Origin of the sequence: Bdellovibrio reynosensis (genome assembly GCF_022814725.1) — a bacterium.
Lineage (GTDB): Bacteria > Bdellovibrionota > Bdellovibrionia > Bdellovibrionales > Bdellovibrionaceae > Bdellovibrio > Bdellovibrio reynosensis.
Map to the genome: position 1 here is coordinate 1,253,929 of NZ_CP093442.1, position 23,037 is coordinate 1,276,965.

At 44.0% G+C, this 23,037-nt stretch carries 20 protein-coding genes; 13 read left to right on the plus strand and 7 right to left on the minus strand.

Annotated elements, in window-relative coordinates:
* Nucleotides 1-10: 10 nt before the first annotated feature.
* Nucleotides 11-1,033, minus strand: coding sequence for a glycosyltransferase family protein (locus MNR06_RS05825; RefSeq protein ID WP_243539985.1), 1,023 nt, complete (start codon nt 1,031-1,033; stop codon nt 11-13).
* Between the two features lie 2 nt (nt 1,034-1,035).
* Nucleotides 1,036-1,518: a VOC family protein gene (locus tag MNR06_RS05830; RefSeq protein WP_243539987.1), complete on the minus strand. Its 483-nt coding sequence runs from the start codon at nt 1,516-1,518 to the stop codon at nt 1,036-1,038.
* Between the two features lie 224 nt (nt 1,519-1,742).
* Here MNR06_RS05830 and MNR06_RS05835 point away from each other — a divergent pair, with 224 nt between their 5' ends.
* On the plus strand, nt 1,743-4,868 hold the full coding sequence (locus MNR06_RS05835; RefSeq protein ID WP_243539988.1) for a S8 family serine peptidase: 3,126 nt from the start codon (nt 1,743-1,745) through the stop codon (nt 4,866-4,868).
* Between the two features lie 3 nt (nt 4,869-4,871).
* Here the strand turns inward: MNR06_RS05835 and MNR06_RS05840 are convergent, their stop codons facing one another.
* A complete protein-coding gene (locus MNR06_RS05840) occupies nt 4,872-5,141 on the minus strand; it encodes a hypothetical protein (protein WP_243539990.1) in 270 nt (89 codons plus the stop codon).
* A 111-nt stretch (nt 5,142-5,252) separates the two neighbouring features.
* Between MNR06_RS05840 and MNR06_RS05845 the strand changes: the two genes are divergently transcribed.
* The gene (locus tag MNR06_RS05845) at nt 5,253-5,705 is read left to right on the plus strand and encodes an OsmC family protein (protein WP_243539993.1); all 453 of its coding nucleotides are present in this window, start codon (nt 5,253-5,255) and stop codon (nt 5,703-5,705) included.
* On the opposite strand, the gene MNR06_RS05850 is transcribed toward MNR06_RS05845, so the two are convergent.
* Entirely contained in the window at nt 5,702-9,022 is a 3,321-nt protein-coding gene (locus tag MNR06_RS05850; protein WP_243539994.1) for an Ig-like domain-containing protein, read from the minus strand. The genes MNR06_RS05845 and MNR06_RS05850 overlap by 4 nt on opposite strands.
* Nucleotides 9,023-9,098: 76 nt before the next feature.
* On the opposite strand from MNR06_RS05850, the gene MNR06_RS05855 reads away from it, so the two are divergent.
* Genes MNR06_RS05855 through MNR06_RS05865 form a run of 3 tightly spaced genes read left to right on the plus strand, consistent with a single transcriptional unit; the run spans nt 9,099 to nt 12,069 of the window.
* The gene (locus MNR06_RS05855; RefSeq protein ID WP_243539996.1) at nt 9,099-9,641 is read left to right on the plus strand and encodes a pentapeptide repeat-containing protein; all 543 of its coding nucleotides are present in this window, start codon (nt 9,099-9,101) and stop codon (nt 9,639-9,641) included.
* Complete coding sequence (locus tag MNR06_RS05860) at nt 9,638-10,798, plus strand: HTTM domain-containing protein (protein WP_243539998.1); 1,161 nt, start codon at nt 9,638-9,640, stop codon at nt 10,796-10,798. The genes MNR06_RS05855 and MNR06_RS05860 overlap by 4 nt, the downstream gene beginning before the upstream one ends.
* Nucleotides 10,795-12,069 (plus strand): outer membrane protein assembly factor BamB family protein, encoded by a 1,275-nt coding sequence (locus MNR06_RS05865; protein WP_243539999.1) that lies wholly within the window; start codon nt 10,795-10,797, stop codon nt 12,067-12,069. Before MNR06_RS05860 ends, MNR06_RS05865 begins: the two co-directional genes overlap by 4 nt.
* Here MNR06_RS05865 and MNR06_RS05870 read toward each other — a convergent pair.
* Nucleotides 12,050-12,688, minus strand: a complete 639-nt coding sequence (locus MNR06_RS05870; protein ID WP_243540001.1) for a hypothetical protein — start codon at nt 12,686-12,688, stop codon at nt 12,050-12,052. The genes MNR06_RS05865 and MNR06_RS05870 overlap by 20 nt on opposite strands.
* A gap of 107 nt (nt 12,689-12,795) precedes the next feature.
* On the opposite strand from MNR06_RS05870, the gene MNR06_RS05875 reads away from it, so the two are divergent.
* The 4 genes from MNR06_RS05875 to MNR06_RS05890 all read left to right on the plus strand — a co-directional run bounded on the left by MNR06_RS05875 (nt 12,796) and on the right by MNR06_RS05890 (nt 17,272).
* Nucleotides 12,796-13,422, plus strand: coding sequence for a hypothetical protein (locus MNR06_RS05875; RefSeq protein ID WP_243540003.1), 627 nt, complete (start codon nt 12,796-12,798; stop codon nt 13,420-13,422).
* A gap of 159 nt (nt 13,423-13,581) precedes the next feature.
* A complete protein-coding gene (locus MNR06_RS05880; protein WP_243540005.1) occupies nt 13,582-15,570 on the plus strand; it encodes an autotransporter outer membrane beta-barrel domain-containing protein in 1,989 nt (662 codons plus the stop codon).
* A complete protein-coding gene (locus MNR06_RS05885; RefSeq protein ID WP_243540007.1) occupies nt 15,570-16,007 on the plus strand; it encodes a pentapeptide repeat-containing protein in 438 nt (145 codons plus the stop codon). Before MNR06_RS05880 ends, MNR06_RS05885 begins: the two co-directional genes overlap by 1 nt.
* A complete protein-coding gene (locus tag MNR06_RS05890) occupies nt 16,004-17,272 on the plus strand; it encodes an HTTM domain-containing protein (RefSeq protein WP_243540009.1) in 1,269 nt (422 codons plus the stop codon). Before MNR06_RS05885 ends, MNR06_RS05890 begins: the two co-directional genes overlap by 4 nt.
* On the opposite strand, the gene MNR06_RS05895 is transcribed toward MNR06_RS05890, so the two are convergent.
* Complete coding sequence (locus tag MNR06_RS05895; RefSeq protein WP_243540011.1) at nt 17,203-18,831, minus strand: FAD-dependent oxidoreductase; 1,629 nt, start codon at nt 18,829-18,831, stop codon at nt 17,203-17,205. The genes MNR06_RS05890 and MNR06_RS05895 overlap by 70 nt on opposite strands.
* Nucleotides 18,832-19,061: 230 nt before the next feature.
* Between MNR06_RS05895 and MNR06_RS05900 the strand changes: the two genes are divergently transcribed.
* The 4 genes from MNR06_RS05900 to MNR06_RS05915 all read left to right on the plus strand — a co-directional run bounded on the left by MNR06_RS05900 (nt 19,062) and on the right by MNR06_RS05915 (nt 22,545).
* Nucleotides 19,062-20,168 (plus strand): GGDEF domain-containing protein, encoded by a 1,107-nt coding sequence (locus MNR06_RS05900; protein ID WP_243540013.1) that lies wholly within the window; start codon nt 19,062-19,064, stop codon nt 20,166-20,168.
* Nucleotides 20,169-20,362: 194 nt separating this feature from the next.
* Nucleotides 20,363-21,289: a S8 family peptidase gene (locus tag MNR06_RS05905; RefSeq protein WP_243540014.1), complete on the plus strand. Its 927-nt coding sequence runs from the start codon at nt 20,363-20,365 to the stop codon at nt 21,287-21,289.
* Nucleotides 21,290-21,325: 36 nt separating this feature from the next.
* Entirely contained in the window at nt 21,326-21,793 is a 468-nt protein-coding gene (locus MNR06_RS05910; protein WP_243540016.1) for a thermonuclease family protein, read from the plus strand.
* 92 nt (nt 21,794-21,885) lie between these two features.
* A complete protein-coding gene (locus tag MNR06_RS05915) occupies nt 21,886-22,545 on the plus strand; it encodes an HD domain-containing protein (RefSeq protein ID WP_243540018.1) in 660 nt (219 codons plus the stop codon).
* Here MNR06_RS05915 and MNR06_RS05920 read toward each other — a convergent pair.
* Entirely contained in the window at nt 22,542-23,015 is a 474-nt protein-coding gene (locus tag MNR06_RS05920; RefSeq protein ID WP_243540020.1) for a MarR family winged helix-turn-helix transcriptional regulator, read from the minus strand. The two genes, MNR06_RS05915 and MNR06_RS05920, sit on opposite strands and share 4 nt — an antisense overlap.
* Between the last annotated feature and the right edge of the window lie 22 nt (nt 23,016-23,037).

Consider the following 23,037-nt stretch of genomic DNA (forward strand, 5'->3'; position numbering starts at 1 on the left):
GGTTTTTTTCCTAAAGGCTTCTTTTTAATTCAACGATCACTTTGTCCATCATCATTTCAAGTTTTCCATTCCATACGTCTGGTTCTAAGCGATAGCTTTGGTAAACATCTTTTATACGAAGTGCATTGGTTAACGCGGAATAGGCGTTGGGAATGTTTCCAAAAAAATACATTTCCTCTGCCAGATGGGCCCAGGTTTCTCTTTCCCTTGGGGAGTTCGCTACAGCCTTCAACAAAGCTTCAACGATAAGATCGGGCCCTGCGTTTAACTGGCGATAACACCACGCCTGTATGCGATAGGAAAAAGCTTTTTCGGGCGCATCAAGATTAGGAAGATTAAAATATTTTTCTAAGACAGCAAGACATTCTTCGTACTTCCCTTGATCAAAAAGATTTCTGGCTAAGTATTGTTGATAGCGTGGTTCGTCCGGTTCTAAAAGCGACCATTGGCGAATAATATCTAAGTACCTGTCTGGGGATCTTTCTTTAACTTCAAGATGTTCGATCTTAAAACCTTGGGTGAAAACTTCTTGGTGCTGGCCCACGGGTCTTAAGATTTCATGAATTGCGTACTTCCAGCGATAGCCGTCACGCTTATGAACCTTATGCCCCCAACTGACTTGCGAAGGACTTCCATTTTGGTGGAAACCTGTGATGAAGGGATAACGGATCATGGTTGTTCCGGGAATCCATGCTTTAATGACTTCGTCGCGCCAACCAGGACTTAAAACTTCATCAAGATCTAATGAGATACAAATATCCACATCCGCGGGGACTAAATCAAGGCTGCGATTGCGAGCTTCATCAAAACGCCAAGGCGTTATCAATGCCCTGTGAACTTCAACCCCGTTAGCGGCCAAAACCTGCACGGTGCGATCAGTGCTGCCTGTATCTAAGACGACCCTCACATCGGCTTCCGCAGCAGATGCTGCCCAACGAGCGGCCACGGTTTCTTCGTTTTTTGCGATTCCATAAACTGCGATCTTTAAAGCCTTCATAATTATATTAAATTCTGAAGGCCCTGGTTTCGTCAAATCTATCCTCGATATGCGCTTTCAAGCCCTGCGATGTCGAGCTTTTTCATTTTAAGCATCGCTTGCATGACACGCTCTACTTTTTCTGGGTCTTTATCTTCCATCATTTTGTTTAATTGTTCAGGAACTATTTGCCAGGAAATTCCAAATTTGTCTTTCAGCCAACCGCACTGCTCGGCTTTGGGATCTGCGCTCATTTTTTTAAAAAGCTCATCCACCTCAGCTTGGGACTGGCAGTTCACCATTAACGAAATCGCCGGGGTGAACTGAAAAATAGGACCACCATTTAGCGCCGTGAAATATTGCCCCTCAATTTCAAACTCTACGGTAAGAACCGACCCCTGGGGCATCCCTGACACTTCTGCCGCAGAGCGACCATAATAACTGGTTCTTAGGATCTTCGAATTCTTAAAAACAGAGGTATAAAATTTGGCTGCTTCCTCGGCTTGGGTGTTGAACCAAAGGCAGGGAGATATTTTTTGCATAGTGGCTCCTTTTTATATGAGGTTTTAGTGATCTTACTTAGCCCCTCAAAGGCCCACAATAAGCCGTGGGGCCCCCATGGGAAATTACAATTGAAACGGGCCCATTTTACGGGAATAAAAATTGACACCAGCAGGCCCGGCATGGTTCTTGGATCACCGGCCGAGGTGGCAAAAAAGGTTCCGGGGTGGAGCCTCTTTGACACTGAGTCCACCAGGGGGGATCAATGCACAAAAAGCTATCAACACTAGCACTGTCAGCACTTTTAATTTCAGGCTGCACTAACAGCAAACCCAGCGAATTTTTAAATACCGAATTCTTCCAAGGACTGTTTTCAAACCGTCCCACCACAGAAGAACCATTTACTGCCATCTTAAAACTACAAACTGAATCTTTGCTTGAATATTCGACGCGCGAAGAAGATGGCAGCATCGTTATCAACAAAGACATCATCAAGCAAATCGACGAAGAACAATCTGCAACTATTGCTGAGCTTCAGGCGCTTTCACCTAAAATCAAGATCTTGGAACGCTACCGTTTAGTTCTAAACGGTCTTGCTATTTGGGCCCCGGCAGATGCGTACGAAAAAATTAAAGCGTTACCGAACGTTGTAATGACTGAAAAGTCAGGAACTTTTGCCCGCCCTAAAGCTTTGACCCAAGCGTCTCAGTTAGCCGTTCTTAACGATAAAACTTCTGTAAATTATATCGGCGTGGAAGAAGCTTATAAGCAAAACATCCGCGGTGAAGGCATGAAGGTCGGCATCATCGACACCGGCATCGACTACACCCATAAAATGTTTAATGGTGAAGGCACTTCTGAAGCCTATGAATCCATTGACCCAAGTCAGCCTAATGCCGCTTTCCCTAATACTAAAGTTGTCGGCGGGATTGACCTTGCCGGCACCAACTACCATTCCGGTTCTGAGAATCTTGAACATCGCATTCCTGTTCGTGATGCCAATCCTCTTGATGAGGGTGGGCATGGAACCCACGTGGCTGGAACCGTGGCTGGTATCGGTGATGGCGTGAACACTTATAGCGGCGTGGCTCCGGAAGCTTTGCTATATGCTATTAAAGTTTTTGGCGCTAAGGGCAGCACCAGTGACGAAGTGGTGATCGCGGGTCTGGAATACGCGATGGATCCCAATGGCGATTTGCAATTTGATGACAAACTAGATGTCGTCAATCTTTCTTTAGGCAGTAACTACGGCAGTGCTCATATCATGTACAATCACGCAATTCGCAACCTTACAAAAGGGGGCGTGATCGTTGTGGCTTCTGGCGGAAACTCTGGCGACCTTCCTTATGTTGTCGGTGCCCCCGGTGTTTCTGATGAGGCGATTTCCGTTGCATCAAGCGTAGACAATAGCGACCTTAATACAACCTTTGCTGCGGCAGAATTTACCTTTGCAAACGACAGCCTTAAAACTGAATTCGTAGAAGGTGCGGTCACTAAACCTTTAGCAGACGTTGCTATTGCCCAAGGTGAAATCATCTTCTTAGGATTTGCTGATACTGATTTTGAACAAGAAGTAAAAGATCAAGTGAAAGGCAAAATAGCCTTTATTGATCGTGGTAAAGTGGCGTTCACTGAAAAAATCAAACGTGCGGCAGAGGCTGGAGCCATTGCCGTCGTCGTTGGCAACAATGCCCCGGGTGATGCGTTTGTCATGGGCGGTGAAGGTAAATTTGAAATCCCTGGCGTCATGATCACTCAAGAAGCTGCAAAAAAAATTAAGGAACACCTGCAAAAAGGTTCTGTGACTGCCAACTTAAAGCCTGCTTTCAAAATTGAAAAGCCTTGGTTAGCAGACACGGTTTCAGACTTTTCTTCCCGTGGTCCCCGTTCTGAAGACGGTATGATCAAACCTGAAATTGCTGCTCCGGGATCCAATATCATTTCTGCGGCAATGGGCGGTGGAGCTAAAGGTGAAGCTATGTCTGGAACCTCGATGGCAGGTCCTCACATGGCCGGAGTTATGGCTTTGTTAAAACAAAAATTCAGCGCACTGACTCCCCTAGAGCTAAAATCAGTTGCTATGGGCCACACCAAGCTCATGGTGGATGAAAAGAAAAATCAGTATAGCGTGAGCCGCCAAGGTGCAGGTCGCGTTCAAGTGGGTGCTTCGTTAAAAGCGCAAGTGATCAGTCTTCCAGCAAGCCTTTCATTTGGCATCACTGATGTTGAAAAGAAAAAGAGTCTTAAAAAAGACATCATTCTAAAAAATATCACTGCAGCAGAAATCACTGTGAGACCAGTATGGACTGGGTCAGCTTCTTTGAACTTGCTTGCCCCGGCTGTGACCCTGGCTGCGGGCGAAAGCAAAACCATCACGGTTGTTGCAAAGATTTCTGCAGCAGGAATTAAAAACGCCACTGATGAACTAGATGGATATTTGGTCTTTGAAAACGCGCAAGGCGAAAAAGCTTTGCAAGTGCCAGCTCTGGTGGTGACTCGTTTAATTTCCCAAGTTCAGGCTAAGGAAGTTGTAGTTCAGTCAACGTCTGCCAACGATGCACCAGGCAGCATGGCAGAGATCACGATTGAAAACAAAAGCGCAAACCCAGGCACTGCTTATCTTTTCAATTTGTTAGCGCAAGATGGTCGCAAAAAAGATAACAGACCTGACGTTGTTCACAATCGTCATTGTGATCTTCAATCTGCAGGCTATCGTATTGTTGAACGCGATGGTGGCAAATTTATTCAGTTTGCTCTTAAACTTTTTGAAGGCATGACGACTTGGAATAACTGCGAAGTGAACGTGCAGTTTGATACAAACAACGATGGCATCATGGATCAAGAATTAGCAGGTTTAACCCAAGGGTCCTTGCCAGGCTTAAGTGGCGAGGTTTTCTCTAGCCTTCTATTAGATGGCACAAAAGCCCGTGAACTTCGCAAGAAGTTTGAAACTGATTCTGTAACCAATCCAAAAACAGAAGAAAACTACACGGCTGCGGTGATTGACCTGCGCGAAATGAAAGTTTTTGATAATTCAACACTTGCGATTATCGAAGCGGAACTTGCGCTTGTTGGGGTTAATGATACTGGTGAATTAAGTCTGAAAATTTCAACAACTCACCAAGTGGGTTATGCGGTTGAATATGATGACTACCTTCAAACAAACGATGTACAATGGACGAAAATTTCTGCAAATCCATTGGGCCAGGCTTTTGATGGAATCCCAGAAAAAATTGAACTCAAGGCTCAAGAATCAATCACAGTGCCTTTGCAAAAAGGCTACGCTGCAAACAATTTGATTCTTTATGCGCCGAAAAATAAAGCCGTTCGTGATTTAGTGATTGAAGATACGCAATCACAGATCATTCCGATCACCTACAAAGCCGACTAAGGCTTACTCTAAAATCCTCTTTAATTCTTCACGGTCTTCCGGAGCTGGCACTAGCCACTCCGGAGGTACGTTTTCAATCACGTAAGCCCAGGATGCTTTCACCATCTGTTTTGCCAACGGTTTCTGATGGAGGTCTTTTAGCAATTGCAAGTGCCGCAATAAAATCGTTCTGGTTGGCTTATAAAAACCTTCTTTGTCTTTTCCGGCATTGGTGATGGTGTCGGATTCTTCGACTCGTTGAATTAGATCTTGAAAGAATACTGCTAAACTCATGGGAATCATTTCATCAGCATTAGGCCCTTTTTGCCAAGTGTGTATTTTAGCGCCGGGGCTACTTTACCTGTTTAAGTTGATCGTAAAATAGCCGCTCATGAGGAGGATTTCATGGATCGAAAAGCCAGTGCTATCTGGAGAGGCAACTTAAAAAAAGGCAAAGGTGAACTTTCAACTGAAAGTGGCGCTGTTAAAAATGTTCCTTACACCTTTTCAAATCGCTTTGAAGATGTTCCAGGGACCAATCCTGAAGAACTTGTTGGCGCTGCCCATGCGGGATGCTTTTCCATGTTTTTAGCTGGAGCCTTAGAGAAAAAAGGATTTATTGCTGACAGCCTTGAAACCAGTGCTGTCGTGACCATTGAAAAACAAGGAGACGGCTTTACGGTGACCTCTTCAAAACTTAAACTGCGCGCGCAAGTGCCAGACTGTGATGCTAAAACATTTCAAGCCATCGCTGAAGATTCAAAAGCCAATTGCCCTATTTCAAGATTGTTAAATACGAAAGTGACCTTGGAGGTGGATTTCCATTCGCCGCTGCACGCTTCAAGTACAGCCCACTAGCGATAGGCTTTACCACGACCATTGTTCCAGAATTTAATTCCTGGCGGCGCACTGACATCAAGACTCGTTGTTGAACTGAAAGTCAGTGCTCTGTTATTCACATCACTATCTGACGTGACTGAAACTAGGTAAACGCCACTAAAGTCGTTCCACACACAACCCGCTATTTTGCTTGTAGCCCCTGGGGTGATATCAATATTTATATCGCTAGGCGAATTCACGCTGGTCGGAACTTCAATTGCGGCGCCACCATGACCGCCATTATAACCATTGGTGTCGGTATTCACGTTTCCCGCATCTTGATTGTCAGCTAGGCCCCCAGAACCACCGCCACCGCCATAATACCCACCACCGCCGCCACCGCCATAGGTGACAGAACATGCCCCCGCCCCACCGCCGAAGCCGGCACCAAAACCACCTCGGCCAAAATAAGCTTCACCGGCGCTGTTTCCTAAAGCCGTTCCAATTAAACAACTTGAACCACCCTGTCCTGCCATTCCATCCGTGGGACCGATTCCGTTTGAAGGCGCATAATCTGCCGCTGGTGTTGTTCCATAAATAAGGCTTGTGGCTTTGTTCCCACCAGATCCCCCGGCCAATGCCCCCGCAGTGCCATTGACGTTCGCGACTGCATCTTCACCACGTCCCCCGGCCCCGCCGGCGCCTGCATCTGTGTTGTCTGTTCCACCGCGACCGCCGCCACCGCCGCCGCCGAAAATAAATCCGTCATTCAGAATATCCACTTGGGCGTAAAGAGCTTCAATTTTAAATGCAGTTCCTCCATGCTGACCCATGCGTTGAGCACCAGTCGCTGCAAATGCAGAACTTCCACCAGCACCGGCAGCGCCTATTATCGATCCCTTATTAATCAATCGCACACGCGCCCCAGCGACCAAAGAGCCCGTTCGCATGGCTGGCAAACTTGGATCTGCACTTGAAACTGTCACACCCGGATTTACGGTCACGACAAAAGTTCGCGTAGAAGTAGCAACACCCGTACTGTACTGAGCAACCGCCTGGTCATAGATATTATAATTATTTGTGCTCGCAGCAATGGCCGATAATACCACAGCATCCGTGACAGAAACATGGATCGTAGCCACGGTGGATTCATCCGTTCCTGCTGCGCTATCTTTGACTTTCACTGTCACTATAGCAGAGGTATCAAGTCCCGCTATCGCAGAAAGATTCACTGTCAAAACGCCATCACCATTGCGGTTTTGCGTGCAATCCACCGTCAACCTGGAAGTATTCGAATTTGTACAAATCAACTGTAATGACTGGCTGTTTTCATTCGCTGGGCCCACGTCAATAGTCAGATTAAATGAGGATGTGGTTGCGCCGCTTGGATTTAAAAGAATTTCGTGGCTGGTTGGAATCGCTGTAATTTGCGGAGCATCGTTAACTGGATCCACAACAAAGGTCACTTCTTTAGTATCAATCGAATTGCCAGCCCCATTGCCATCATCAAATTGAATATTTGCATAACAAGTTCCAAAGTAATCAGCACGTGGCAAAAAGGTGACAGCACCCGTGGTTGAATTAATGCTGAAATCCGAGGGGACAGCGATGACGGCAGCATCGTTACACGCAGTCCCTGTAAGCCCAGTAAAATCTAAAGAATATGTCCCATGGGTTTCATCCAGAGAAACGACTTGAACGTCAGTTAAGACAGTGGCTGGCATTGTTTCCACATCTTCAACCAAGGTGGTTGGAGCTGCGATTGTTAAAGTGGGCTCTGCATTATTCACTGTGATGGATAGTGACTGCATGTGATTCGCCGCCAAAGGGTCTGCCGCTTCTAAAGCAAGTATGCAAACACCCACATCGCTATCATTAGGAGTTCCTGAAAAAGTCACGGTTCTATTGTCGGCCCCATAGGTTTCAGAAATCCAACCGCAGGTGTCAGAGGCATGACGACTTAAAGTCAATACTTCAGGGTCTGGGTCTGTGATTGTGACAGTGCAAGTATAAGGTACGTCTTCTGTGATGGCAGCTGCACACGGGGTTAAATTAGTTGCTACCGCCGGGGCATCCTGCTGATTGTTCACTTGAATCGGAACGTCCAAATAACCCGTTGATGGAAAGCTATCTGTTAAATTGACTCGGATATAACAAGTGCCTTGATAGTTTGCTTGAGGTCTAAAGCTCACCGCTCCTGTACTTGAATCAATCGATAGGTTTGTCGCCAACGGCGCTGCCGTGTGATCTTCGCACAGATCACCAGAAACAGACGGCGTCGAAAGACTGTAGGTACTCGCTCCGCCCTCTTCGATGGAGGAAATATTTCCTGCCGGGATTACTGTCGCTAAGCCTGCATCTTCATTTATAGAATAGGGTCCGCCGGTTAAAATTATAATCGGAGGGGAATTTTCGATCGCTAAGCTCCAAGCAAAATGCTGGCTTTGACCACTTACATCGTCTTCAGCATAAACTTCCACCGTACATGAGGTTCCCACATCACTTCCAGCCGGTGTTCCACTAACGACTCCTGTGCTTGAGTCGATAGTCAACCATGGTCCACAGGTCGTCGCTGGATCTAACTGATAACTTAAGGTCAGCGGTGATGGCAAATCCACATCTGTTGCACTTATAGTGCAGGAATAAAGAACGTTTTCGCCGGCCGAAGCAGCACAAGCAAGGGTCGTAATAACGGGGACGTCATTGAGTGGTTGAAGATCGAAATTCACTGTCCCAATGGCTGATTCATATCCAGCACGATCCACGATCTTATAAGTAAACTGATCATCAAGATCATTATCGGCACTGGTGGTGTACACACACTGAAGCGTTGAACCACCATCCGTGCAACCCGTAAGGCTTCCTTTTGTCGGTGCTGATACAATAGAAAGAGTGTACTGATCATTTTCTACAGGAAGATTGATATCAAAGGTTTTTACCGTGTCTTCAGTGACCGAGATCGATTGATCAGCACCTACCACAGGAACTTGATTGTCGATAAAAATAGAGCCTAGAATAAAACGTTCTGAAGTGCCTTTAATGAAAGTGACCAAGGCCACTTTATAAGTTCCCGGAAGCAATGGACTAAGATCCCAATCATACAGACCCGTAGGTTCAATATTCTCTTGATGAACGGTCCAAGTTTTTCCATCATCCGTAGAAACTTCAAGCTGCAAATATTCTGGCGCCTGATCACCTTTAGCGACTTGCCACTGTAGGGCAATAACGTCCGTTGTTTTATATGCCGCTTTTAAAGTTGTCTTTAATTTCAACGCTGAAGAAAGAGTTTCAAAGCCGCCGTTCATGCAGCCCACTAAGACAAGCAACGATGTGATTAAAAAAGTACGTGCAAGCATCACATTTTATTTATCGGAAATTACCCAAAAAAACTGGATTGTTTCTCTGTAAAATTCCTGTCATGATTTTTAAATCATGAAGGCCATCGGAATTTTCGGAGCTACTTTTGTTGCCTTAATTTTTCAAACGCAAATTACGCGAGCTAATTTGCTTAGCCCCTCTGTGTTTAGCGGTCAGAAGCAAAATAAAGTGATCTATGATGAGAAGCCGTTGGCATTCTCTCAAATAATTAATGCAAGCTTCACCAACTCCTCTTTCATTTTAAATCACTGGCAGCAAATATCGGTCAAAAACAGCTCGTGGGTGAAATCAAAACTCGTAGGTACCAAAATAGTTTCAAGCTCAATAGAAGATGTGCAATTTTTCGAATCGGACCTTTCGGGAATCAAATGTTTCCACTGCCAGATTAAAAATGCGAAGTTTGAAAATGTAAAATTAGATGGCGCCCGCTTTTTTAACAGTCAGTTTGAAAACGTTGATTTTACGAATGTCCAGTTCAGCCGCACTGATTTTATCGCCTCCACTTTTAAGAACTGCAGTATGGATTCACGATCGGCGAAGTTATTGCCGGCGGATTTTATAAAGAAATCAAAAATAGTCATTAGGTCCTCACCATGAAGAAATATTTTTGCAGGAATATTTCAGAGATCTTTCATTCTCGGGCTTTAAATCTGTATGGAGTTTTACTGGCACTGAGCCATGTACTAAGTGCCTACTTTTGGATGGAAAATTCTTTACGTTTAGTTAGCGCAGCTTTACCCCTGTGTTGGCCGATGATGCCCTTTTGCGAATCGTTTAGATTCAGTGACGGTAATAATGCGGCTTTGTTTTTATACTTTTATGCAGCTTTAGGTTTAATCACCGCCGTTGCTTTTTATTTACAAAAGCGGGTTGCTTACTTTCTTTTAGCTGGGCTGCTTGTTTTGAAAGTTTACTTTTTAAGTCTTAGTTATGGCCTTATGGGCAATTACCACTACATGGGTTTTATTGTGCATCTGGCATTTTTATTTGTTCCCCATAAAAAACAACTGATTCCATTTATAATTGGGATTTTTTATTGGGGAGCAGGCCTTTTAAAATTCAATCCTGAATGGCTAAGCGGTGTCGCTTTAGTTCGCCCTAGTTTTTTAAGTCCGCTTTTACAGCATTTAAGTTTAATCTATGTCGTTATCTTGGAAACGATCCTAGTTTTTGGTTTATTCAGTAAAAAACCATTGCACCGTTACTTGATCCTGGGACAATTTTTCTTATTTCATTTATTTTCCTGGCACATCGTTGGTTACTTTTATCCATTAACAATGTTTTTACTTTTAGGATTATTCATTTTAATTCCTCTGGGCAAAGAACCTTGGGAATCTTATTTAGATCAGAATTTGATAAAGAATAAGTCATCATTAGGTTTATTGCTTCTTCTGGCCAGTCTGCAATTCATACCTTATATGTTTTCAAAGGACCCAGCGACCAGTGGGGCCCCACGTCTGGTATCTTTAAATATGTTAGATGCAAACGTGCACTGTGAAACTGTTTTAATTAGAAATCTGAAAAATGCGGGCGAAATTTATGACCCGTTTATTCGTCCCCCTTCCACGCGCACGCAATGTGATCCGATTGTTTATTTAAATCAAATTCATCGCATCTGCCAAAATGATGACGGCAATTTTGATTTTTGGTTGCAGTCCCGTCGCAGCACCGAATCGCAATTGCAAACACGGCTACATATTAAAGATGTCTGCAAAAAGTCTTTTATGGCTTTGTTCTGGGCGGAAATTTTATGAAGAAGATAATTTTCATCGTCTATTGCATTTTAATCCTAGGTTTACTTACTTGGGTCGAATACAAAACTTTACCATTGCTTAAATCGGATTTTAGTTTTGAAAAGTTGGCCACTGCCGTCACTGCAAGCCCTTTACAATACTCTGTCACGGACCCCTCGCAAGCGACTTCCATGTACCGTGGAAATGCCGCGCGCTGGGGGCGAGTTGATATTTCTAGCCAAGATGAATTTCTACCTTTTTCTTTAAAGTGGCAGGTAAAAAATCTGAACAATGGAATTCACAGAGCTTCTAAAAGTTCCCCTGCTGTAGATGATGAAGGATTTTATGTCGCCGACGACACTGGTTTTGTAAGGGCCTATGATTGGCAAGGTCAACTGAAGTGGCAGTTTGTAAGTGCCGTCGCTACCCGCGGTTTGCACTCAACCCCCCTTGTAGATAAGGACAGCATCTATTTTGGTGATTATGCTGGCTTTATCTATTGTTTAAACAAACATGATGGCAGCATACGCTGGATAACGAAGGCCGGTATGACGATTGGGTCTTCACCGCTTTTGCATGATGGCGTCTTATATGTCGGCGTTGAACTTAACGGCCCCGATGGTTTTTTGCTGGCGCTGAATGCTAAAAACGGAGCCTGGCTTTGGAATTCAAATCTTATTGGAAATCATCCCCATTCTTCACCTGCTTTAGATGATAGCAATAATCTGATTTTCATGGGATCTAACACAGGATTTCTTCAAGCCTTCGATCTTAAAAACGGCAAACACTTTTGGGATTTCGCAAGTAAAGACGACATCAAATGCAGCCCCCTAGTGATGAATGAATCGGTTTATTTTAGTTCTTGGGACGGTTTTATTTATTCTGTAAAAGCAAAGTCAGGAAAGCTTAATTGGAAGACTGCTTTAGATGGGGGATCCATGTCTTGCCCTTCTATCAGCCGAGATGGCAAAACCGTCGCCATCACCGGGGCAAAACAAAACTTTGTCCTTGACGCTGACACTGGCAAAATTCAATGGATCAGCAATATTGAAAATATCGCCAACCGCGCGCAATCAAGTCCGTTGATTTTAAGTTACGAAAAAAAAGAAACCGTGGTGTTCCTGTGCGAAAACCAAGGGCTTTGCTTTTACGATTTACAGTCTGGAAAATTGCAACAGATGATAAAACTAACCGGTACCTTTTCAAGTTCTCCGGTTTATCATAAGGGTCATTTATTCTTGGCGACTTCAGGTGCAGACGGATTATTAGTTCTTACTCAAGAGTCGAACTAACCGGGCCCACATATAATTTCCAGCCACGATCTTCTGCTAGAACTTTTCCGTAGGAAGTTCCCACCGTACCTGACATCTTCCAGCCACGCGGGTCTGTCAGTTCTTGCATTTCTCCGCCGGAAGAACCAATCACGGTGGTTTCTTTCACAGGTGAATCAAAGACCAAGTCTTTTTCTACAACAAAACCGTTCAAGTTCGTGTATTTAATTTTTTTCACTCCGGAATCAGAAGATTTTAGAGGGCACAGAACTATACCAAAGTTATCTGAAGCTGTGCACGGAGCTTTAATAACACCGGTTCCGCTAACGACTTCTAACTCTGGCACATGGCCTGCAACCACGGTGTTGTCTGAATTCATCAGCCGTACCACCACCATCAGTGGGGTTTCACCATCAGCCACGCCATGGGACCCCACGAAGGCTTCACTTAATAAAAAGTCTGATGAGGCCGCATCAGTAACAACGCCTGAAATAGGACGAGTGGGTAAACTTACTCCCGCAGGAAGTTTGGGAGGAGACGACAAGGCCGTCTTTAATAGATCATCAATATTAGCTTCAAGACTACAGGCACTTGTGAGAAGTGCAAAAGGCAGTAGCAGCACCCAAAGGTTCCGAAACATGCTAACCTCCTCATGACATCTAATTTATCGGCGCTATTCATCGAACTATTAAATAGGAGCTCGAAGTAGATTTTAGAAAATTCGCGAAATGGCCGAAGCAAATTATTATGCAAATCCGGAGCGTCCTATTAATTGTATTTGGCATCGTCAGCCTGTCCGTGGCTTCAAGTTTCATTACTTTTAAGATACTGCAAAATTCTAAGGAAGCTATTCAAACATCCAATGTTGAGCCAATGCATCTTGAACCGAAACTCAATACAGCTTTGCAAACGTCACAGACATTGATTCCACCGCCACCGCCAGCACCGAAAGCAGAAGTCGCTGCACAAACTAATTCCACAGTAAAAAATATGGAGATTGTAGATCCATCGGCATTTGAAATGCCTGCAGAACTTGATCACAAAAAAGATCATCGCAAACCTTTATCTTCGAAAGAAGCGAAGGAAAAGCTTTTAAAAAATGCAAAGGCCTGCTGGGATGATTACGAAACATTGTGTCGCAAAACGCGTTTTTTTTCAGAGAGTCCTTTGGCTTGCTTAAGACACAAGAAAGATGAAATTTCGGGGGCCTGCGCAAACCAAGTCGCCTCTATCCAAGCGGAATTTAAAAAAGACTGTGAATCTGATATTCAAAAATTTTGCGCAAATCAAAAGAGATACTTCGCTTGTTTGCGCGAGCAATTACCCTTGCTAAGCGCTTCGTGCAGAAAAAATATTTCAGAATCGTCACGTTAGGAATGCAAATTTCGGACTCCTAGCTGATCTCTAGATGGCGCACGTTTATCAAATTTTCTTAATAAGGCCAGGATGCCCTAAAATCCGTCACACATAAGTCCGATAAGAATTCAAGTAGCTTGGTTTTCTTTTATTGAACGTCTTTTAAAGGAAACTTTTATGAACTTAAAAAGAACCTTGGTTTTGTTGGTTGTTCTTTTAACTTCGATCGCAACCCATGCGCAGATGGAACTTACCGAAGTTCCGCAAGGGTTGAGCCTTCAAGGTCGCATCATTAAGCCTGATGGTCTTCCGTTAGAAGATGCTAGCGTCACATTTAATCTTAAAATCATTTCGCCTAATGCGGAATCCTGCGTGCTTTGGGAAGAAAACCGCACAGTGAATATGACGAACTCTAAAGGTGTCATTAACTTTGTTATCGGTTCAAGTGAAGGCACAAAGGTAAATGTAGGTCACTCGTTAGCTATTCATCAAATATTAAAAAATTCCGCGGTCATTAATTCCTTAAGTTTCTGTGATAGCGGCAATAGTTATACGCCTCTCAGTGGTGACACTAGAAAAATTCGCGTTAGCTTCACTGTAGGCACTGAGGTAGTTACTTTGGCTCCGGATTTAAACTTACGTTCTGTTCCTTATGCGATGGAGTCAGAAAATGCCGTTGCCTTAAATGGTAAGAAAGCTACCGACTTCATTCAAAATTCTGCGAATATCACTCAGACAAAAGTGGAAACACTTTTATTACCCGCTAACTTTGACGGACTGTTGGCTTTATTAAATCCTACTTCTACAGCAGCGACAACCGGAGCTATTGGCATTCCGACGTCAGACGGTTCTACCACAGCTCCCCCGCGTGATGGTTTAATGAGATTTGATGAAGCCACGAAAACAGTTCAGGTCGCAGCAAACGGTCAATGGCAAAACATCGTCACTAGTTCTGCGGGTATTCAGACAAATGACCTAGCAGATGAAGCGATCACCGAAGAAAAGATTTCAGATGAAGCTATTACATCTGACAAAATTATGACAAGTGCTGTGACCAATTCAAAAATCGCTGACGGTGCAATTACGTTTAATAAAATCGCTAACGGTGCAGTCAGTACAATTAAGATCGTCGACTCGGCCATTACGACGGCTAAGATTCTTGATGGAACTATCAATACAGTGGATTTAGCAAATAACGCTATCACCACAGTGAAGATCTTAGATAGCAATGTCACTACATCAAAGATTGCTGATCAAAATGTGACGACAGCCAAAATTGCCGATTCCAACGTAACTACTAGCAAGATTGCTGATTCGAACGTAACTACTAGCAAGATTGCTGATTCGAACGTAACCACAAATAAATTAGCTGATTTAAATGTGACAACAGGTAAACTAGCTGATGAAGCTGTGACAACAGCTAAAATTGCAGATCTTAATGTTACGACTGCAAAGCTTGCCGACAACAGTGTGACGACAGCTAAGATTTTGAATTTAAACGTAACAACAGCCAAGATCGCTGACCAAAATGTGACGTCAGCAAAGATCGCCGATGGAAACGTAACGACAATTAAAATCGCAGACGGCAATGTCACTGACGCGAAAATTGCTTCGGTTTCGGGGGCGAAGGTTTCAGGAAATATATCTGGTAATGCCGCGGGATTTTATGGTGCTTTAGCAGGCGACGTGGTCGGTGGACAAACTGGAACCACAGTTCAAAGAGTTCAAGGTCGCTGGGTTGCTAACGTCAACCCTGGTGTTGGCCAAGTTTTAAAATGGGATGGCGGCCAGTGGGTTCCCCAAGCCGATAACAATTCTGGCGGTACGATCACTTACGTAGGACCAAGCACGGGACTGCAAGGTGGTGGCGGCAGCGGTGCTGTTTATCTTGGACTTACAAATACCGGTGTCGGTGCTGGATGGTATGGGAATGGCTCTTATATCCCGCAATTCTATGTGGATGCCCAGGGTCGCATCACGGCGGTGAACCATGTCGCTGTTGCTGCAGCCGGCAGCGCCTGCGGTGGTAATGGTCATGGGTTGGTTTACGCCACTGCAGGTTCTTGTGGAACGTCGACACTTTATCAATGTTATAATGGTTCAACCCGCACCATTGGTTATATCAACAACGGAACAACCTGTGACGGTGACGGCGATGGCTTCTAATGATCAATTTTAAGATCTATTATTCTTTGTTAGGGATTTTTTTGGTAGCAACTCAACTCTTCCCGCAAGGAAGAGTTTTGTTTCCGCCACCAAAGATCAACTCTTTGTACTTTCCTTCCAAAGATCAGGTCTTCTCGCCTTCTTTTCCGGTGTTAACTCCTGGGACAGAACCACGTTTTCCTGATGCCAACGTTATTCTGCAAGAAAATCTGTATGCACCGTTTTCCGTCTTAAATGGTAAAAATCTATCTAAGCTAAATTTAGAAAAAGCCCATTTAGGTTTCGCTGACCTACGCTTTGCTGATCTTAAAGACACTAATTTATCAAAAGCTCTTTTGTATGGTGCGAACTTGGAAGGCGCCATTTTCAACTCTGAAACCCGCCTGCCCTTTTCAAAAGAAACGGCTTTTTCTTTGGGAATGAAGGAATCGCCGTGAAAAAACTCATCCTCGAAGTGCAAAAACATCCGGCCCTAAGAATTATCGGGGTTATATTCTGCCTTGAACATCTTCTGACGATTTTGTTTTGGTTGACCGAAAGACCCTTGCATTGGATTTTATCGCCTTCCAATGCCCCCATCTGTTGGCCGTTCTTTTCTAGCTGCGAGTTATTTAAGCCATCACCAGGGATTCTAAATTTTATCCTTGTTCTGTATGGTCTTTTTGCCATTGCGGGCGCTATCGCTTGGTGGAACAAGAAAGTTCGGCTTGCTACGAGCCTGCTATTGATTCTGATTCTTTTTAAAATTTCTATTATCGCGTTAGATTATCGACTGACTGGTAACTACCACTACCTTCCGACAATGTTAGCACTGGTTTTTCTTTTGATTCCGGAAAGAAGATTTAGCCTGACCGTTTCTTTTTTCATTATTTATTTTACAGCCGGTGTACTAAAAATAAATAGTCAGTGGCTTACCGGTACAGCTATCAATGACCATATCATGCCAAGCTATATGACGACGCTTGGAGTTTGGTATGTGCTTGTTCTTGAATTGGGTTTAATTTTCTTCCTTTTTTCAAAAAAAGATCGTTGGTTTTATTTTCTTTTTTTTCAGCTGGTTTATTTTCACCTATACTCTTGGCATTTAACTCGTTTTTTCTACCCCGTCGTCATGCTTTCCCTGTTAGGAATACTTTTGATCGTCAGGCCGACGGTCGAAGAGTGGAATATTAAAGAATCCTTTAAAAAAGCTTTTAGCACTAAAACAGCACAAATCCTGCTTTTGATTTTTCTTATTTTACAATTGCCTCAGTACCTGATTCCTGGAAACTCCGCTTTAACTGGCGAAGGGCGCATGTACGCCATGATCATGTATGATGGCCGAGTTCAATGCCAGCCTCACCTATCAATATGGAAAAAGGATGGCAGCAAAGAAGATCTTTCTTTGCAACCGCCGTGGTTGATGACGCGTACTCAGTGTGATCCACTTATTTACTGGCGACTGGCGCAAAAAACCTGTGAGTGGGTTAAAAATGATAACAGCATCATACAGGTCGACTTGGCTATTCCCATCCGCAACGACAAAAATTCGCCGTGGCATCCCCTTGTTTCGACGATTGATGTGTGCCGAAACAACTATGCCTACTACAGTTTCTTCCCAAACTCTTGGATCAATAAAATAGATCCAAGCTCCTATACAGAGGCTGTGGAGCCCGAGGAAGAAGGCGGTGGCGCCGATGGGGGCGAAATTTTAGGTGATTGATTCATCTTTCTTTCAAAAGTTCGAATGATGTCTTTCACGGCATCATCATTAAAATGTGCAAGGGCTTCTTCCACCATCAGGCTTTCCATATCTCGGCCAACAGTCAATAACGCTGCAATTCTTTGATCTTCGTAATAAGCCACTGCGAAATTTTCGCTATTCATATCCCCAATCACATCCATGCGATCAAAGCGGTCTGAAAAGCCAATGTAGCCAAAGGTAATTCCATAGTGAGTTGTCCAAAAGAACGGGACATCATGAAAGCGCACACGGTCCCCTAACATATTTAAGGCCGCCACTTGCCCTTGGCGTTCGGCGACTTCCCAGTGTTCAACCCTGATCGGTCGGGCACTTCGACGATCCGGCCAGCGCGCGATATCCCCGGCAGCAAAAATGCCAGGGACGCTGGTTTCAAGATATTCATTTACTAAAACACCATTATCAATCCAGCACCCAGCTTGTTCGGCCAGTTGAATGTTAGGTCGAATCCCTGTCCCTACGACAATGAAGTCACATTCAATGGTCTGCCCTTCATCAAGAATAATACTGCGTTCACGGATTTCTTTTACCGAATGACCTAAGTGAAAATGGACGCCATTAGATTCATGCAAATGCTTAATGTGGCTTCCGACGTGCACACCAAGCTGCTTCATGAGTGGCTCCCCTTCTGGCGCAACCACATGCACTTCCATATTGCGCATTCTTAAAGACGCTGCCACTTCCAACCCGATAAAACCAGCCCCAATAATCACAACCTTGTTAGCCCAAGAGGTACGCGCAATAATTCTGCGGGAATCCTGCAAAGTTCTTAAAAAATAAACTTTGTCGGTGTTGATACCCGGGATCGGCGGAACAATGGGTGATCCACCTGTCGCAATTAAGCAGCGGTCATAGCGCAGGGTTTTTCCATTCGACAAATGAATGTTGCGACGGTGAGGATCCACCTTATCGGCTTTCGTAGAAAGCTCTAACTGAATTTTATTAAGCTTATAAAAATCTTCATCATAAAGAGGAATCCAACTTTCTGGAGCGTTCCCCGCTAAATAATCTTTAGACAGATTCGGCCGGTCATAGGGAGGGTTTTTATCTTCGCTGATGATATGAATGCTTCCTTGAAAGCCTTGGCGCCGTAACATCACAGCCGCGGCAGTCCCAGCAGCACCACCACCGATAATAACGAAGCGCTGAACTTCGGTTCCTGGACGTGGTTTCACCACCGGTGCTTTTTTATCGGTGACATAAACTTTGCCTTCGCAAATTTCTGCATGCCATGCTGCTATAGGATTTAATGCCGGTGCTTTTAATGCTTCCCCGGTGCGAAGATCAAAACAGGAATGATGCCAAGGACAGTGGACTGTTTCCCCGGTGATCAATCCTTTTTCTAAGGGGCCCCCATAGTGGGAACACTGGGCACCGATGGCGTGATATTCCCCATTTTGGCGGACCAAAAGAACTGCTTCATCGCCAACATGCCCTAGCAAGCTTTCGCCGTCTTGAAGAATTTCAATCTGCACACCTTTGGTAAAATCCGGTCCGCTGGTTTTTGCACTGATTGCCATGGTGAACCTCCAAATTTAAAAATCATAAAACCATTCGGCGCTAGTCGCAGGTCCAGTCAAAAAGTTATGCAGAAAAACAGCAATCTTCGGGTAAAGACCATGTGCGAGCGCACAGAATCTCGGAATGACACAGTGAAATTTCAGAATCAAGAAGTGTTGATATTAACAGAGCAACAAAAAATTCCGAAAAGAAAGTAACTAGTTGGAACTTGAAGCCCCGGAGGCTGTCCTTGAAAACGTGGATGAAAAAACTTGTCGAGCAATTTGATATGGACTGGGGTTCTTCACCGGAAGGTAAAGAATCAGCAACACCGATGTTAACTGAAGACCGCGCAACGTTGTTATATATCTTGGATGTCTATAATAAACATCTTTTTGAAATTCAAAATCATTCCGTTAGAAAAGTTCGTAACAAACTAGATACATTTGCAAAAGAACTTGTTCAGCCCGATTCAGAATCTACTGAAAAGACGCTATTTAAGTTACGCCAATTTATATCTAGCTACCGAATTGATGAATACACTTATGTACAAAACACTTTTGATGATTTTAAACGTATCATCTGGGACTTCGCTGACCATTTGGGTGAAGAAGCCCAAGTGGAAGATGCAGCCCAAGCCGACATCAATCAAAGTCTTGAACAACTTCGCGAAGCTGTGGAATCAAATTCCATCGAAGACTTGCGTGCCAAGTCCCGCGAGTTCATTAACTTCTATTTAAAACATCAAAGCACCAAAGATGAACGCCGATCTAAGCGCATGGAATCCATCAAAAAGAATTTAACGACGGTTAAAAAGCAATTGATGGAAGCCAATCAAACCATGCGTCGCGATCATCTAACAGGGGCGCACAACCGCCGCAGTTACGATGAACAAGTACGTCGTTACTTACAGCTTCATGAGATCGATGGTGATCCAATGAGCTTGATTATCTTGGACATCGATTTCTTTAAAAAAATCAACGACAACTATGGCCATGATATCGGCGACTTTATCCTTAAAGAATGCGTGCGACTTCTAGAGGAAGCTTTCAGTCGTGAGGAAGACTTTATTGCCCGCCTAGGGGGTGAAGAGTTTGCGGTGATACTGCCTGGCTGTGACGAACAAGCTGCGATTAAAATGGCTGAAGAAGCCATGAATCGAATCCGCAAAGAAGTCTTTGTTCATGAAAACGCAGAGATCCGCTTCACTGTTTCAATGGGTATTGCTGAAATTACTAAAAACGAAATTGCCGACAACTGGTACAAAAGAGCGGATGAGGCTCTTTATGAATCTAAACAAACCGGTCGTAACAAGTACACCTTGGCAAAAGCCCCTGGTATCAAACGAGTCGCTTAAACACTCTGTTTTCAGAGGGGAACTGTCTAAACTTTTGACAGTTGTCGAAAGATTAAAACTGACTAAAAAAGCCTGAACAACCGTTCGGGCATTTTTTATGTTCAGAAAAAATTGATCAGTCTGAAAAAAATTTCAGACAAAATACATTTTAAGAACTGCTGAGCCTGGCCCCATCATTGCTTTGTGTATTAGTCATGAAGACGACGCAAAGATTTTCAAAGAAAATATTGTTACTGATCATCCTACTTCACATCTGCGCAGTGGTTGCTGCAAAGGCAGAAGAAAATCGCGACGTCATCGTTGCGATCATTGATACAGGCGTCGATACGACTCATCCCCTTATAAGAAATCATCTTTGGGTGAATCCGAAAGACAGTAAAAATTTGAACGATGATGATGGCAATGGATATGCCGATGACCTCCATGGATGGAATTTTGTTTCTAATAATAATGATCTTTCTGACAATCATGGGCATGGCACCCATGTGGCTGGCATCATTCTGCAAAAAGCTCGCACCGGCAAAGTCAAATTCATGATCTTAAAGTATTTTGATCCCGATCAGTCGGGCGAAGAAAACCTTTTAAATACAGTAAAAGCCATTCGTTATGCGATTCAGATGAAGGCGGATATTATTAACTATTCTGGTGGTGGGGATTTTAAAAGCCCGCTGGAAGAAGCTGCCATCCGTGATGCACAAAAAAAGGGAATTCTTTTTGTTGCAGCGGCCGGTAATGATGGGCGCAATACCGATCGCGTCGGCTACTATCCAGCGGGTTACCGTTTAAGCAATATTCTTTCCGTGGCCGCGATGGATTCACATAAAAAACTTCTGGATTCTAGTAATTATGGTATCGAAACTGTGGATATCGTTGCCCCGGGTAAGGACATTCATTCATCATTGCCCGGTGGGAAGTATGGTGCGATGACAGGAACTTCCCAGGCCACCGCGTGGGTGACGGGATTAGTAGCGGCTATTTTAGTAAAAACAGAGCGCTCGTGGAAACCTGAAGATATCAAGAAGTTTTTAGATAAAATCGCTGTGAAAGACCGACTGCTTTCAAAGAAAGTGCGCAGTCACGCTAGAATTTCGAATTTAGCAGCTTTGAATAGCATCCCGTAGTTGACCCCTGCCTTCTGGCGCCATTAGGCTTAAAGCATGAACATCTTGATTTCTGCTTTAAGTTTTTTCTTAGTTTCTTCACTTTCTTTTGCCAACCCTTGCAACCATGACGACACCACCTTTCGCTGTGTGAAAGTTTTAAAAAATTATGATGGTGATACCATCACCGTTAATATTCCAAATGTGCCGGCGCTTATTGGAAAAAACATTTCTGTGCGCGTTCACGGTATAGACACCCCCGAAGTGAAAACCAAAGATCGCTGTGAAAAAGAAGCCGGTCGTGTGGCAAGAAACTTAGTATCAACGACACTGAAAGGCGCGAAGTCGGTAGAGCTTCACAACGTCCAACGTGATAAGTACTTCCGCATTTTGGCGGATGTGATGGTCGACGGAAGATCCCTAAAAGACATTTTGCTAGCAAACAACCTAGCCTATGCTTACGACGGTGGGACTAAAAGGCATCCTGACTGGTGCAAGGCTTTACGCCGTCCTGCAAATCATTAAAGCTCTGCCTAGCTACAAAACAAGTCACGAAAACTTGCGCCCAAAGTCCTCTAAATTGAAAATATCAGAGGACATAAAAGTGGGAGCATTTGATGGAAACTGAAAAAATGGCGCCGACTTTTGATGAAAAAAAATGGTTCGAATTATTCAATAACAAGGCGCGGGTACTTTATCCTCACACGGATCCTGCCCATGATTATTTGCACGTTAAAAGAGTCGTCAATACCGCCAAAAATCTTTGCACCTTAGAAAATGCAGATTGGCGCATTGTTATGCCGGCGGCGTTCTTTCATGATTACATTAATGTGCCGAAAGATGATCCAAGACGCCCCTATGCTTCGCAACTATCAGCAGAGGCGACAATTGAGTACTTAAAAAGCCTTCAATACCCTGAAGACACCTTTGAACCTATTCGCCACGCCATTGAAGCCCACAGTTATAGTGCGCAAATTCCGGCAACCACCCTTGAAGCTAAAATCGTCCAAGACGCCGATCGTTTGGATTCTTTAGGTGCTATCGGCATTGCCCGTTGTTTCGCTACCAGCAGCCTTATGAGCCGGCCTTTTTATTCTGGTGAAGATCCATGGGCCGAAGCGCGGGATCTTAATGACAAGCATTATGGGATCGATCATTTTTTCCAGAAGCTTTTTCGCTTGGTTGACCACTTAAATACCGAAAGCGCAAAAAAAGAAGGCGAACATAGGATCGCCTTCATCAAAACTTACTTAGAACAAATTAAACGGGAAATTTAGTCTTTAATTCCTACGATGCCTGCTGAATTCACAAACTCTTTCATCAGGGTCGCAAGCATCGTGGTTTTTTCTTCTGGCATTTTTTCTAGCGATAAGATCATTTGATCTTGGACTGTGCTAGGGATGGTATTTAGACGATTCATACCTTCGTTTGTTAAAGACACCACGACACGGCGGGAATCTTCTTTAGAAATAGATCGGCTTACAAGGCCATGTTCTTCTAATTTTTTTACGACCACAGAAACAGAACTTTGATGAGTAGTCGTGCGAACGGCAAGATCGTTGATGGATAGACCTGGCTCTTCTTTTAACTTTTGCAGGACAAAAATTTGCGCAGCACTAAGTCCCAAAACTTTTTCGAGATGACTTGAAGACACACGAAGTGCTTTAAAAATATGGCGAATGCAGTCCATGAATTCGCTAATTTCTTTCCTACTTACTTTTTCACCAATACCACTAACAGGATTCATGTTTAATATTTAGACTGACTAA